12 protein-coding genes are annotated in these 14,312 nt (G+C 70.7%); 11 read left to right on the top strand and 1 reads right to left on the bottom strand.

Annotated features, from left to right (window positions below; translation table 11 throughout):
• Positions 1 to 308: 308 nt before the first annotated feature.
• On the bottom strand, positions 309 to 647 hold the full coding sequence (locus EER30_RS37950) for a VOC family protein (RefSeq protein WP_127506149.1): 339 nt from the start codon (positions 645 to 647) through the stop codon (positions 309 to 311).
• Between the two features lie 112 nt (positions 648 to 759).
• Here EER30_RS37950 and EER30_RS37945 point away from each other — a divergent pair, with 112 nt between their 5' ends.
• From EER30_RS37945 to EER30_RS37890, 11 genes are all read left to right on the top strand, one after another.
• Positions 760 to 1,152 (top strand): VOC family protein, encoded by a 393-nt coding sequence (locus EER30_RS37945; RefSeq protein WP_127506147.1) that lies wholly within the window; start codon positions 760 to 762, stop codon positions 1,150 to 1,152.
• Positions 1,153 to 1,432: 280 nt separating this feature from the next.
• A complete protein-coding gene (locus EER30_RS37940) occupies positions 1,433 to 2,527 on the top strand; it encodes a LacI family DNA-binding transcriptional regulator (RefSeq protein WP_164842628.1) in 1,095 nt (364 codons plus the stop codon).
• Positions 2,528 to 2,605: 78 nt separating this feature from the next.
• Positions 2,606 to 3,685 carry a sugar ABC transporter substrate-binding protein gene (locus EER30_RS37935; protein WP_127506142.1) on the top strand — a complete coding sequence of 360 codons (1,080 nt, stop codon included), beginning with the start codon at positions 2,606 to 2,608 and terminating at the stop codon, positions 3,683 to 3,685.
• A 7-nt stretch (positions 3,686 to 3,692) separates the two neighbouring features.
• Positions 3,693 to 5,180 carry a sugar ABC transporter ATP-binding protein gene (locus EER30_RS37930; RefSeq protein ID WP_127506140.1) on the top strand — a complete coding sequence of 496 codons (1,488 nt, stop codon included), beginning with the start codon at positions 3,693 to 3,695 and terminating at the stop codon, positions 5,178 to 5,180.
• 30 nt (positions 5,181 to 5,210) lie between these two features.
• Positions 5,211 to 6,206 carry an ABC transporter permease gene (locus EER30_RS37925; protein ID WP_127506138.1) on the top strand — a complete coding sequence of 332 codons (996 nt, stop codon included), beginning with the start codon at positions 5,211 to 5,213 and terminating at the stop codon, positions 6,204 to 6,206.
• A gap of 30 nt (positions 6,207 to 6,236) precedes the next feature.
• The gene (locus EER30_RS37920) at positions 6,237 to 7,028 is read left to right on the top strand and encodes an enoyl-CoA hydratase/isomerase family protein (protein ID WP_127506136.1); all 792 of its coding nucleotides are present in this window, start codon (positions 6,237 to 6,239) and stop codon (positions 7,026 to 7,028) included.
• A complete protein-coding gene (locus EER30_RS37915; RefSeq protein WP_127506134.1) occupies positions 7,025 to 8,548 on the top strand; it encodes an aldehyde dehydrogenase family protein in 1,524 nt (507 codons plus the stop codon). Before EER30_RS37920 ends, EER30_RS37915 begins: the two co-directional genes overlap by 4 nt.
• Positions 8,545 to 9,279, top strand: a complete 735-nt coding sequence (locus tag EER30_RS37910) for an SDR family NAD(P)-dependent oxidoreductase (protein ID WP_127506132.1) — start codon at positions 8,545 to 8,547, stop codon at positions 9,277 to 9,279. The genes EER30_RS37915 and EER30_RS37910 overlap by 4 nt, the downstream gene beginning before the upstream one ends.
• The gene (locus EER30_RS37900; protein WP_205650593.1) at positions 9,276 to 10,961 is read left to right on the top strand and encodes an acyl CoA:acetate/3-ketoacid CoA transferase; all 1,686 of its coding nucleotides are present in this window, start codon (positions 9,276 to 9,278) and stop codon (positions 10,959 to 10,961) included. Before EER30_RS37910 ends, EER30_RS37900 begins: the two co-directional genes overlap by 4 nt.
• 15 nt (positions 10,962 to 10,976) lie before the next feature.
• Positions 10,977 to 12,584: a GMC family oxidoreductase gene (locus EER30_RS37895; protein ID WP_127506130.1), complete on the top strand. Its 1,608-nt coding sequence runs from the start codon at positions 10,977 to 10,979 to the stop codon at positions 12,582 to 12,584.
• Positions 12,584 to 13,750, top strand: coding sequence for a dihydrodipicolinate synthase family protein (locus EER30_RS37890; protein WP_127506128.1), 1,167 nt, complete (start codon positions 12,584 to 12,586; stop codon positions 13,748 to 13,750). Before EER30_RS37895 ends, EER30_RS37890 begins: the two co-directional genes overlap by 1 nt.
• Positions 13,751 to 14,312 lie beyond the last annotated feature (562 nt).

The following is a 14,312-nucleotide window of genomic DNA, read 5'->3' as shown; positions in this document are numbered from 1 at the left end:
CTTCCACCGGCGACCGTGGTCGCCCGGGAGGGACACGGCGTAGGCCCGGTCACCCGGTGGATGACGTCAATGACGAAACTCGCGAACGGATCGTCTGGCAGCGCTCGGCCCTTGACTCAGAGAGTGGCCCTGTGGGACTGCCGAGGTCTGGGGGCAGCACGCCCGGTGGGCGCTGGCCCGTCAACGCACTGACGAACTGATCCGCCACCGAGCCTACGCTCGTTCGAGGCGCTCGGCGGTACCGAGTTCCGGCAGCGTCGCTCGTCACGCTTGTCCGTCGAGCCCTTTCGGCCGTGCGGGCGCGGCCCTCAGACCGCCACGAGGTCGAACTCGTTGCCCTCGACGTCCCGGAACGTCGTCCAGCCGTCGAAGTCGTGCAGGCGGGTGGCGCCCAGCTCGAGCAGCCGCCGCACGTCGGCGTCGAAGTCGTCGGACGTGATGTCCAGGTGCACGCGGTTCTTGACCGTCTTGGGCTCGGGCACCTCGTTGAACGTGATCTGCGGGAGCCCACCACCGGGCCGCACCACGAGGTGGCCCTTGACCGAGGCGTCCTCGACGATCGCCCATCCGGTCGCCGCGTTCCAGAACTCGGCCACCTTGCGGGCGTCCCGGCAGTCGAACTCGACCGCATACCAGCTCACAGTCATGCCGCCAACTCTACGAGCCCGCTCGGCGAACGGATCATTTTCGCGCCACCACGTCGCGGCCGCACGGCGACACCGGGCGACAGAGGTGTTCCATGGGCGGTGGGAGGTGGTCATGGAGATCACGGGCTTGGGCTGGCTCGGCGTGCGGACCGGGGAGGCCGACGCGCTGGCCGACTTCTATGCACGGGTGCTGGGCCTGCGTCTGATACACGAGGAGCCGGGGTTCCGGGTGTTCCAGCTTCCCGACGGCAGCAACGTCGAGATCTTCGGCGTCGGCTTCGCGGGCAAGGAGCATTTCGACACCGGTCCGGTCGCCGGTTTCGCCGTACGTGATCTGGCAGCCGCGGTGGCCGAGCTGCGGACGGCCGGCGTCGAGCTTCTCGGCGAGAGCGGCCCGACGTGGCAGCACTTCCGGGGCCCGGACGGGAACGTCTACGAACTCGTCGTGGTCACCGGAGGTCGTCCCGACGTGAGCGGCGAATCCGGCGAAGCCGGGGGCTCATGACCGCTGTCACGCCTCCCCGAGTCAAATGACCCGTGTACCCGTCCGGCCTCCCCCGGTGGTGACCAACGGGTTCCATCTCGTGGTCGACGCGCTCAAGCTCAACGGGGTCCGGTCCGGAGACAGCCGCCGAACCTCGGTCGCACGGCGGTGAACCTGGTGACGGCTGCATCGTCATTGATGGATGGGTCGGTGCCGGACCGGCTCGGCCAAGCGGCTGAGCAGCGGAAACATGGCCGCAACGGTCTTGACATGTGAATCGTGCGACGGCACGATCGGAGGCGTGAGAAACCGGTTTCCGACACGACGCGGCACGCAGCGCGCGACGATCAGTGACGTCGCCGCCGCCGCCGGGGTGTCCAAGGCGACCGTCTCCAAATTCCTGGGCGACAAGGGCTACTACATCTCCGCCGAGACCCGTGAGCGGATCGCGGCGGCGGTCCGCGAGCTCGAGTTCCAGCCCAACGCCATCGCCCAGGGCCTTTCGAACAGGCGCAGCAACACGGTCGGCGTCATCGTCGCCAGCATCACGAACCCTTTCTATCCGGAGCTAATCGCCGGGGTCGAGGAGGTCATCGGCGAGAGCGAATACACGCTGCTTCTCGGCAGCACCGACGGGCGGCCGGCCAAAGAGGCCGACCTGGTGCGGTCCATGTTGCAGCGGCAGGTCGACGGCTTGATCATGGCTGCCGTCACGATGGAGGACGAGGCCGTCGCCCGCCTGGTCGAGTCGGACGTCGACGTCGTGCTGGCCAGCCGGGCCCTCGACGCCACCCCGGCTGACACCGTCGTGATCGACAACGTCCTGGGCGCGCGGTTGGCGGTCGAGCATCTGCTCGGCCACGGCCACCGTCGCGTCGCCCACCTGGCCGGGCCTCTCAATGTCGTGCCGTTCCGGCTGCGTCGCGACGGTTACCTCGAAGCCTTGCGCTCGGCCGGGCTCGACGTCGACGAGCGCCTGGTGTGCGACGCCACCACCGAGTCCGGCGCCGCCGCGGCGATGACCGCGGTGCTCGCCGTTCCCGATCCGCCCACCGCGGTGTTCGTGGCCAACGACCGCATGGCGATCGCCGTGCTCGAGTTCTGCGCCGCTCGCGGCATCCGGGTCCCCGCCGACCTGGCCGTGGTCGGTTTCGACAACATCTGGGTCGGCCGGCTGTCGGGAGTGGGGCTGACCTCGGTCGACAGCCGGGCCCGGGCGGTCGGCCGCACCGCCGCCCAGACGTTGGCCCGGCGCATGCGGGCGCGGCACGCCGACCAGTCGGTGGTCGCGCCGCCCGAGCGGGTGGTGCTGAGACCGGATCTCGTCGTTCGCCGCTCGTGCGGTTGTGAATCGACCGAAAATGACGACGACGAGATTGTTCCACTCTTTTTTTGACCGTGTCGGAAACCGGTTTCCGGCACCATTGCCGAAACAAAGCGTAAAGGTAGAAAACTTCAGCAGAACGGAACCGACATGAGGATTTCCAAAGGAACGGTGGCCGTCGCCGTAGCGTCCACGGCAGCCCTGGCTCTCGGCGCGTGCAGCTCGGCCAGCGAGGTCGCCAGCGGGGGGCAGGCCAACACCACCACGGCGAAGTACTCGTACGGCAGTGACAAGGAAGGCGTCAGCCAGGTCGAGGGGGTCAAGCTCAACAGCCAGCTCGGCGACCTGACCGCCCAGAAGAAGTACCGCGTCGGGATCGTCCTCAAGTCGCTGACCAACCAGTACTGGCAGGGCATCCAGAAGGGCGCGCAGGCGGCCGGCCAGCAGTTCGGGGTCGACATCACCGTGCAGGCGGCCAGCAGCGAGAGTGCCCAGACCGAGCAGCTCACCATCGCGCAGACCCTGGTCGGACAGAAGTTCGACGCCTACGTCATCGCTCCGGAGAGCACCTCCAACCTCACGCCCGCCCTCATGCAGATGCAGGGCCAGGGCGCACCGGTCGTCAACGTCGACGACGCCCGGATCGCCGCGACCACCTATGTCGGCCCCGACCACGAGCTCGACGGCAGCCAGGCGGCGACGGAACTGGCGAAGTTGTTCCCCGAAGGTGGAGAGGTGGCCCAGATCGAGGGGCAGGCCGGCTCCAGCGCGGCGATCCTGCGTATCAAGGGCTTCAAGGAGGGGGTGGCCAAGGACGCCAAGCTCAAGCTCGTGGCGAGCGTGCCCGGCGATTGGGACGCGGACAAGTCCTATGCCGCCACCCAGCAGATCATCCGGCAGAACCCGAACCTGAAGGGCATCTACGCCAACAACGACACCATGGCGATCGGCGTGGCCAAGGCCGTGCAGGCCTCCGGCAAGAAGATCGCCGTGATCGGCACCGACGGTGTCCCGGAAGCGGTGGCCAGTGTGCGGTCGGGCGCGATCACCGCGACCGTCAGCCCGCTGCCGTACTACGAGGGCTTCTGGGCCGTCGAGTCGGCCGTACGGCTGCTCGAAGGCCAGCAGGTCCCGCAGTGGGTCGTCGCCCCGGCCCAGCTGATCACGAAGGACACGGTTGACGACTACTACGACGCGCAGGGCCAGGTCCTGACCACTCTCTACAAGTAGGAGCACCATGTCCGACCGCGCCGCGGTCCTCGCGCTCCGGGACATCACCAAGACCTTTCCCGGGGTCAAGGCCCTGCAAGATGTCAGCCTGACGGTCCACCCGGGCGAGGTGCACACCCTGCTCGGTGAGAACGGCGCCGGCAAGTCCACCGTGCTGAAGATCATTTTCGGGGTGCAGCCGGCAGACTCGGGCGAGATCCTGGTCGACGGCGAAGCGGCCCACTTCGGCCGGCCGGCCGACGCGATGCGCGCCGGGATAGCCATGGTGCACCAGGAGCTGAACCTGGTGCCCCAGCTGACGGCCGTGCAGAACGTCGTGCTCGGCCAGGAGCGGACCAAGGCCGGGGTCATCGACTGGGCCGAGGCGCGGCGGCGGGCCCGTACGGCGTTGTCCCGGCTCGGTTTCGACGCCCGCTCGGACGTTCCGGTGTCCACGCTCAGTGTCGCGCACCAGCAGATGATCGAGCTGGCCCGGGCGCTGAGCGTGGACGCCCGGATCATCATCATGGACGAGCCGACGGCCTCGCTGACCACGCAGGAGTGCGACCGGCTGTTCGCGATCATCGACTCGCTCCGGGCCGCCGGCAAGGCGATCATCTACGTCTCGCACCGGCTCCGGGAAGTCATGGACCTCTCCGACCGGGTCACCGTCCTGCGCGACGGCAAGCGCGTCGACTCGCTCACCCGTACGCAGGTCTCGGGTGAGGAGCACCTGGTTCGTCTGATGGTGGGCCGGGAGCTGGCGGCGATCGGTGTGCCCCGCGGCGACGCGCCGGTGGGGGAGGAGGCCTTGCGGGTCGAGGGGCTGTGCCGTCCCGGGGTGCTGCACGACTGCTCGATGGTGCTGCGCCGCGGCGAGATCGTCGGCATGGCCGGGATGGTCGGAGCCGGGCGCACGGAACTGGCCCGGGCCATCTTCGGCGCCGACCGGCCCAGCGCGGGCACGATCTACGTGCGCGGCAAGCGTGCCTCGATCCGCCGGCCCAGCGACGCCATCAAGGCCGGCATCGCCCTGCTCACCGAGGACCGCAAGAACCAGAGCCTGGTGCTGGGCATGACCACCGCGTCCAACACCACGCTGATGCGCCCGCCCACCCGGTTCGGCTTTCTGGACCGCCGGCGCCAGAGCAGCATGACCGAGAAGGTCCTGCGACCGCTGAACACCAAGATGCGGGCCGAGATGCCGGTCGGCAAGCTCTCCGGAGGCACTCAGCAGAAGGTCGTCCTCGGCCGCTGGCTGCTCTCCGACAGCGACGTCTTCATCTTCGACGAACCCACCCGCGGCATCGACGTCGGCGCCAAAGGCGAGATCCACACGCTGATGCGCCACCTCGCCGACGAGGGCAAGGCCATTCTGATGATCTCCTCCGACCTGCCTGAGGTCCTCGGCATGAGCGATCGCGTCCTGGTCATGCGCCGCGGCCGGATAGTCGCCGAGCTCGCCCGCTCCGAGGCCACCGAGGAGACGGTGGTCCGTCATGCCGCCGCCGAGTGACGGCCTGCACCGCACCCAAGGAGAACGCCCATGAGCACCACCGAGACACTTCCGGAGACCCTGCCACCACCCAGCGCGGTCACGCCCGCCCGTGACTTCATCAGCCGTATCGCCCGTCAGGCCGGACTGCTCGGGGTGATCGTCGTCCTGGGCCTCGGGTTCGGCATCGCCCGGCCGCTGTTCCTCGACGGCGGCAACATGCTCAACGTGCTGCTGCAGGCGTCCGTCGTCGGCATCCTCGCCCTGGGTCAGACCTATGTGCTGCTCACCGGCGGCATCGACCTGTCCATCGGCTCGGTGGTCGCCGTGGCCGCGGTGTGCAGCGGACTCATGTCGCACACGCTGCCGGCGGGAATCGCCGTCCTCGGGGCCATCGCCGTCGGCGCGCTCTGCGGGCTGGCGAACGGGGTGCTGATCACCATCACCCGGATCACCCCGTTCATCATCACCCTCGGCACCATGGGCATCTTCGCCGGCCTGGCCCTGATCATCGCGGGCGGCCAGGCCGTCTACGGCATCCCGACCGGCTTCGCCGACCTGCTCGCCGGCGGTGTCGTGGGCATCCCGATCCCGGTGCTGCTGTTCATCCTGCTGACGGTCGGCTCCGCGCTGGTCCTCAAATTCACCACCTTCGGCGAATACCTGACCGCCATCGGCGGCAACTCCGAGGTGGCCCGGCTGGCCGGCATCTCGGTGGGCCGCAACACCGCGATGGCGTACGTGGTGGCCGGCGCGACCGCAGGCCTGGCCGGCGCCGTCCTCACCGCCCGCCTCGGCGCCGCCGACCCCACCCTCGGCGGCGACCTGCTGCTGACCGCCATCGCCGCCACGGTGATGGGCGGCACCAAGCTCGCCGGCGGCGAGGCCAGCATGGTGGGCGCCGCCTTCGGGGCCGTGCTCATCGCGACGCTGACCGCCGGGCTGACCACGCTCAACGTGCAGGCCTTCTATCAGCAGGTCGCGGTCGGCGGCGCGATCATCCTGGCCCTGGTCATCGATCAGCTCACCAAACGCCGCCGGGCCTGACCGAAGCCGAAGCAGAAACAGGAGTACGTCATGCCAGTGACCCTCGAGGTCGACGACCGCTCGGTGGCCACCCTGACCCTGGACCGCCCGGCCAAACGCAACGCCCTGGACCGGCCGATGCTCGAGTCCCTGCTCGACGTGACCTCGGATCTCGAGCGGCGCGGCGACATACGCGCCGTGGTCGTGCGGGGCGCCGGCGGAACCTTCTGCGCGGGCGCCGACATCGCCGAGTGGGTCAACCCGAGCGGCCCGGTGGCCGCCGACCTGTCCCGGCTCGGCCGGTCGGCCTTCGCCGCCGTCGCCGCGCTGCCCGTGCCCAGTGTCGCCCTGATCGAGGGCGCCGCCGTCGGTGGCGGTTTCGAGCTGGCCCTGGCCTGCGATGTGCGGGTCGCGGCGGACGACGCTCTGCTCGGCTTCCCCGAGCTGCGGCTGGGCAACCTGCCGGCCTGGAGCGGGCTCGCCCGCCTGGTCGAGATCACCGGTCTGGGCGTCGCCCGGCACCTGCTGCTCACCGGAGAGCTGGTCGACGGCGAGCGGGCCGGTGCTCTCGGCATCGTCACCGCCGTCGCCGAATCGAACGGGCTGAGCCGGAAACTGGCCGAGGTCGTCGACGGCTTCCTCGCCTGCGAGCCGACCGCGCTGACGCTGGCCAAACAGGTGCTGGCCGGCTACCACCACGACCTGCCGCTGGAACCGGCGCTGGCCGCCTTCACCGCCGGGCTGGAGTCCTCACGCAGTCGCAAGCAGGCCTTCCTCGACCGCAGAGCCGCCGCCCGCCGCGGCCGGGCCGTTACCACCACCCGCATCGGAGCCGCGTCATGACCAGTTGGACCGACCTGATCGGACCCGCCGTCGTCGCCGAGCGCGACGGGGTGCCCGTGATCGGCTCGCTCATCGCCGGCCGGGGTGTCGCCGCCGAGCACGAGCTGGACCCGCGGATCAGTCCGGCCACCGGGACCGTGCTGTTCCACGGCGGTGACAAAGGCGAAGGCGGCGTCGAGGACGCCCTCGCGACGGCGCGTGCGGCGTTCGACGACGGCCCCTGGGGCCGGGCCACCGGCCGCGACCGGGGCCGGGTGCTGGCCCGGACGGCGATGCTGCTCGAGCAGCGCGCCGAGCGGTTCGCCGAGATGCTGGTGCTCGAGACGGGCAAGCCGATCCGCGAGGCCCGCGGTGAGGTCGCCGCGACGGTGAACGCCTTCGAGTACTTCGCCGGCCTGGCCCGCGACCTCAACGGCCGCACCCTGCGCGACATCAGCCCCGACCTGTTCGCGTTCACCGTCCGCGAACCGGCGGGCGTCGCCGGGCTGATCATCCCGTGGAACTTCCCCCTCGCCATTCTCGGGCAGAAGCTGCCGCCGGCGCTCGCCGCCGGATGCACGGTCGTCGTCAAGCCGAGCCCGCTGACCCCGCTGAGCACACTGGCCGTCGCAGCGCTGCTCTCCGAGGCCGGGCTCGATCCCGGGGTGATGTCGGTGGTCGTCGCCGACGGGGCCGCGGGGGCCGCCCTGGTCGCGCACCCCGACAGCGACGTCATCAGCTTCACCGGCTCCACCGGCACCGGCCGCCGGATCGCGGCGGCAGCCGGTTCGCAGCGGCTCAAACGCGTCGCCATGGAGGCCGGCGGCAAGACCCCGGTGATCGTCACCCGCAACGCCGACCTCGACGAGGCCGTCGAAGGACTTCTGTTCGCGTCGTTCTTCAACCAGGGCCAGGTCTGTGTCGCCGGTTCCCGGATTCTGGCCGACGCGCGCATCGCCGAGGAACTGACGTCCCGGATGGCCGCCCGGGCGAGCACGATGCGGCTCGGCGACCCCTACGACGCCGCGACCGAGATGGGCCCGCTGGTCTCCGCCGCCCACTACGAGGGCGTGCTCGCCGGCGTCGGCAAGGCCGTCTCGCAGGGTGCCACCCTGGTCTCCGGCGGCGCGCCCGCGGAGGTGGCCGGCACCGCCGCCGCTCCGTTCCTGAGTCCCACGGTGCTCTGGAGCGAGGAAGACACCAATCACGGCGTACGGGAGGAGTTGTTCGGTCCCGTCGTCGTGGTCCAGCCGTACGAGGATGTGGTGGACGTGGCCCGGCGGGCGAACCGGTCCTCGTTCGGCCTGGCCGCCTCGGTCTGGACCACCGACCTCGACGAGGCCCTGGATCTCACCTTCGCCCTGCGCACCGGCACCGTGTGGGTCAACGGGTCCACCGACGCGTTCCCCGAGCTACCGCTGGGCGGACGCCGCGACAGCGGTTACGCCGCCGAGTTCGGACGCGAGGGCCTGGAGTTCTTCACCGAACTGAAGACCGTCCAGATGCGCCGCGCCGCCGCCCCGGCCTGGTACGCCCGATGAGCGTGGACAAGCCGCTGGCGGGCAAGACGGTCCTGGTCACCGGCGCGCTGGGCGGCCTGGGCGCCCCCATCGTCGAGGCCGTCGCCGCCGCCGGAGCAAGGGTCGCGGTGCATCACCTCGGCCAGCCAGACCTGGCCGCCGAGACCGTGAAGCGGCTGCCCGACGCCGTTGCCGTCGAGGCCGACATCACCGACTGGGACCAGGTCGAACGGATGGTCGCCGAGGTCGGAACGGTCGACGTCCTGGTCAACAACGCGGGCTACCAGCGGGCCGGGCGCTTCGCCGAACTGTCGCTGGCCGACTGGCGGCGCACCGTCGAACCCGACCTCACCGGCGTCTTCCTGGCCTGCCGGCACGTGATTCCCGGCATGCTGCAGCGCGGCGAAGGAGTGATCGTCAACATGTCCAGTCAGCTCGCCTTCAAGGGCGCGCACGACTTCGTCAGCTACTGCGCCGCCAAAGCGGGAGTGGTCGGCCTGACCCGGGCCCTGGCCCGCGAGGTCGGCCCGGCCGTCCGGGTCAACGCGATCGCGCCCGGCCCGATCGACACCCCGTTCATCGCTCCCGACAAGACTCCCGAGTGGGTCGACCAGCGGACCCGCGACCTGGTGATCCGTCGGCTCGGCGAGGCCCACGAGGTGGCCCCGGCCGTGGTCTTCCTGGCCGGCCCCGGCGCCACCCTGCTGCACGGGCAGACCCTGCACCTCAACGGCGGCGGGGTGATGCTGTGACCACCGCGCCCGGCACCGCGCCGACCACCGCGCCCGGCACCGCGCCGACCACCGCGCCCGGCACCGCGCCGACCACCGCGCCCGGCACCGCGCCGACCACCCCGTCGCGCCGGATCCGCGGCGGGCCCGCCTTCCTCAGCGCCGACGAGGCGGTCGCCCGCATCCAGCCGGGTGACACCTTGGCCATCGGTGGTTCCGGCGGCGGCCTGCTCGAACCCGATCTGCTGCTGGAGGCGCTCGGCCGCCGCTTCCGCGACACCGCGGCGCCGGCCGCTCTGACGCTGGTGCACACGACCGGCATCGGCGACCGGGCCGGCGGCGGGATGGACCACCTCGCCCAGCCCGGCCTGGCCCGGCGGATCGTGGCCGGCAACTGGGGCATGGCCCCGCGCATGAGCGAACTGGCCGACCAGGGAGCCTTCGAGGCGTACAACTTCCCGCAGGGCGTGCTGAGCCAGCTGTTCCGGGAGATCGCCGCCGGTCGTCCCGGGGTCGTGACCCACGTCGGCATCGGCACCTTCTGCGACCCGCGGGTCGAGGGTGGCAAGCTCAACCACGTCACCACCGAGGACCTGGTCCAGGTGGTGGAGCTCGCCGGCCGGGAATGGCTGTTCTACCCGTCGATGGATCTCGACGTCTGCTTCATCCGCGGCACGACCGCCGACGAGAACGGCAACATCTCGCTGGAGCAGGAGGGTGCCCGCCTGGAGACGCTGGCCATGGCCCAGGCCACCCGAAACCGCGGTGGTCTGGTGATCGCCCAGGTCAAACAGGTCGCCCGGCGCGGCTCGCTGGACCCTCGCCTGGTGGTGGTCCCGGGCATCTGCGTCGACGTGGTGGTCGTGCACCCCGAGCAGCGGCAGGTCGTCTCGCACGCCTACAACCCGGCCTTCTCCGGCGAGCTCAAGGCGGCGCTCAGCTCGCTCGAGGTCTTCCCGCTCGACCAGCGCAAGGTCGTCGCCCGGCGCGCGCTGGCCGAGATCCGTGACGGTGACGTGGTCAACCTGGGGGTGGGCATCGCCGACGGCGTGGCCGCGGTCGCCGCCGAGGAAGGCTGGTCGGAGCATTTCACGCTCACCATCGAGCAGGGCCTCGTGGGCGGGGTGCCGGCCCGCGGCGTCATCTTCGGGGTCGCCACCAACGCCGACGCGATCCTCGATCAGCCCGCACAGTTCGACTTCTACGACGGCGGCGGCCTCGACATCGCGTTTCTCGGCTTCGCTCAGATCGACCGTGAGGGCAACGTAAACGTGTCGAAGTTCGGCAGCCGGGTGATCGGCACCGGCGGTTTCGTCAACATCTCGCAGAACGCGAGCACGGTCGTCTTCTGCGGCACGTTCACCGCGGGCGGGCTTGACGCCGTGCCCGGTGACGGCCGGCTGACCCTGCGCCAGGAGGGCCGCAACCGCAAGTTCGTCCCGGCCGTCGACCAGATCACCTTCAGCGCGCACGAGGCCCGCCGGCGCGGCCAGCGGATCCTCTACGTCACCGAGCGCGCGGTCTTCGAACTGGGACCTCGCGGCCTCGTGCTCGTCGAGGTGGCCCCGGGCATCGACCTCGAGACCGACGTCCTGAAGCTGCTGGACCGGCAGGTCGAGGTGGCCGCCGACGTCCGGACGATGGACCGCGCCATCTTCGACCAGCGGGCTCTGGGCGCTGACTGGCGCCCCGGCCGGACCTGAGAAGGAGGGACCTCCGTGCCCAAGACATACGACTACATCATCGTCGGAGCGGGCGCCGCCGGATGCGTGCTGGCCAACCGGCTCAGCGCCGACCCGGGCACCTCGGTGCTCCTGCTCGAGGCCGGTGGGCGTGACGTGTCGCCGCTGGTGCACATCCCGGCCGGCTTCGGCATGCTGATGGGCACCAAGGCCAACTGGCTGTTCGACACGGTCCCGCAGAGATTCATGCGCGGGCGGCGGATGTTCCTGCCGCAGGGCAAGCTGCTCGGCGGCAGCACGTCGGTCAACGCGATGCTGTACGTACGAGGCAATCGGGGTGACTACGACACCTGGCGCGACCTCGGCAACAAGGGCTGGGGTTACGACGACGTCCTGCCCTACTTCAAAACGCACGAGCGCAACGAGCGCCTCGGCGACGACTACCACGGCGTCTCGGGCGAGCTCAATGTCGCCGACCAGGTGCAGCACAACCCGATGTCGCAGGCCTTCGTCCGGGCCGCGCAGCAGGTGGGCGTCCCCTTCTCCGCGGACCCCAACGGCGCCGAGCAGGAGGGCGTCTTCTATCACCAGGTCACGCAGCGCAAGGCCCGCCGCGAGAGTGCGGCCACGGCGTTCCTCCACCCGGTGCGCAAGCGCCGCAACCTGACCGTACGCACCGGCGCCGAGGTGACCAGAGTCAACGTCTCCGACGGGCGGGCGACCGGGGTGACCTACAGCCGTGCGGGCAAGCCGGTCACCGTCACCGCGCGCCGGAAGGTGATCCTCAGCGCCGGCGCGATCAACTCGCCGCGACTGCTGCTGCTCTCCGGCATCGGCCCGGCCGACGAGCTGCGGGCAGTCGGCATCGAGCCCGTGCACGAACTGCCCGGCGTCGGCAAGAACCTGCACGACCAGCTCGAGGTCTACATCACGGCGGAGGCCGCCCAGCCGGTCACCTACACCGGCGAGGACCGTCCATATCGGGCGGCGCTGCACGGGCTCCAATACCTGCTCTACCGCACGGGTCCAGCCACGGCGACCATCACCGAGGCGGGCGCGTTCGTGCGCAGCGGCGACGATGTCGCGTACCCCGACATTCAACTGCACATGCTTCCGGCGTACGTGGTCTGGAAGGATCTGGCGCGCAGCGCCGACAAGGTGCCGGGTCACGGCATCACGATCCTGGCCTGCCACATCAGGCCCCGCAGCCGGGGCGAGGTGAAGCTGACCAGCGCCGATCCGGCCGTGCCGCCGTCGGTCGACCCGAACTACCTGTCCCACCCCGACGACATGGCGGTCGCGGTGCAGGGCTTCCGGTGGATCCGCAAGGTGCTCGCCGCCGAGGCGTTCCGGCCCTACCTCAAGCAGGAGCGGATGCCGGGCCCGGACGTCGAGACCGACGAACAGATCCGGGAGTTCATCACCACCTGGGGCAAGACCGACTACCACCCGGTGGGGAGCTGCAAGATGGGCATCGACGACATGGCCGTCGTGGATCCGGAGCTGCGCGTGCACGGTCTGGCCGGGCTGCGGGTCATCGACTCGTCGATCATGCCGAACATCATCAGCGGCAACACGCAGGCGCCGTCGATGATGATCGGGGAGAAGGGCGCCGCCCTCGTGCTCGGCGAGGAGCATTCTTGATGCCCGAGCTGAGCCTGCCGTCGCCGGGCGGTGGCGCCCGCACCCACCGGACTCGCGAGCGCCTCGCCCTGCACGACTTCACCGGCCCGCCGCCGGTGTCCCGGACGGTCTACGCCGCGGCGCACGTGGTGATCGACCCGTTCGCCGAGGCCGAGCCGGGCACGCCCGCGGTCATCGACTGGGACGCCACGCTGGCCTTCCGGCGCCACGTGTGGAGCCTGGGTCTCGGCGTCGCCGACGGCATGGACACGGCCCAGCGCGGCGGCGGCCTCACCTGGCCACAAGCCAGAGAGCTGATCGTACGATCGGGGGCGGAGGCCCGCGGCAGCGGTGCGGCCCTGGCCTTCGGCGCGGCGACCGACCAGCTCGACCCGTTCACGGCATGGAGCCTGGACGACATCGCGGACGCCTACCTGGAGCAGGCCGCACTCATCGAGCAGTCCGGCGGCGTCCCCGTACTGATGGGCAGCCGCCTGTTGGCCGCCACCGCCAAAAGTCCCGACGACTACCTGTACGTCTACGACCGCGTGCTCGGCCAGGCCGGCGGCCCGGTGCTGCTGCACTGGCTCGGCGCGGCCTTCGACCCGGCCATGACCGGCTACTGGGGCGACGCGGACCTCGACGTCGCCACCGAGACGGTGCTGCGGGTGATGCGCACGCACCCGGGCCGGGTCGCCGGGATAAAAGTGTCCCTGTTGGACGCCGGACGCGAGGTCGCCCTGCGCCGCCGCCTTCCGCCCGGCGTGCGGATGCTCACCGGCGACGACTTCCACTACGACACCCTGATCCGTGGTGACGAGCTCGGCCACAGCGACGCGCTGCTCGGTGTCTTCGACGCGATCGCGGCCCCGGCCCGGGCCGCGATCGCCCGGCTCGACGCCGGCGACCCGGACGGCTTCTCCGCGGTGCTGGCGCCGACCGTCCCGATGGCCCGGCACCTGTTCGCGGCCCCGACCTCGGCCTACAAGACCGGGGTGGTCTTCCTCGCCTGGCTCAACGGCCACCAGCGCCACTTCCACCTGCTCGGCGGCGCCCAGAGTGCCCGGTCGGTCGGCCACCTCGTACGCCTCTTCGAACTCGCCGACGAGGCCGGCGCGCTGGCCGACCCCGGGCTGGCGGTCCACCGGATGCGGCAGTTCCTGGCGGTGGCCGGCTGGGCGAACTGAGGTCAGGGCGTGTGCTCCGGTTTCAGGTCCCGCGGATCTCGCCCGGCGGGATAGTTCAGTGGGCCGACACGGGAACGGCGTCCGAGTCGGGTGAGTGCTTCGGGGCGCCGGCGTTGACCAGGACCGCGGACACCACGGCGGCCGCGACGACGAAGGCGGCCGCGAGCCAGTAGGCCGCCGAGTAGCCGTGGACAAGGGCCGGAGCCGCCGGTCCGCCGTGGGTGACCAGCTAGGACGCGGTGGAGCTGGTCGCGAACCGCCGCGGCGCGTACCCGGATCCGGATCTCGCCGTAGCCGGCGTGCGGTTCGGGAAGCTCCACGACCCGCAGGACGTCGGGGCCACCGAAGTCGGACAAGCCCACAGCACGCATTTCTAAAGTTCCCCTCTCGTACCTGGTATCAAGGCGATACTGCATCGGGAAAACAGGACCGACAAGAGGGCGCTTTGAGATGACTTGGTATGCCTGGCGATACCGGCCGGACTGGTACCTGGTATTCGACCTACACTGGGTTGATGGATGGGGACGAGGTTCCGGAGCTCTGCGGGCGCGGCCGTGCGCTC

Source organism: Actinoplanes solisilvae, assembly GCF_003999975.1.
Classification (GTDB): Bacteria; Actinomycetota; Actinomycetes; order Mycobacteriales; family Micromonosporaceae; genus Actinoplanes; species Actinoplanes solisilvae.
This window is presented reverse-complemented; position numbering and strand designations above follow the sequence as displayed.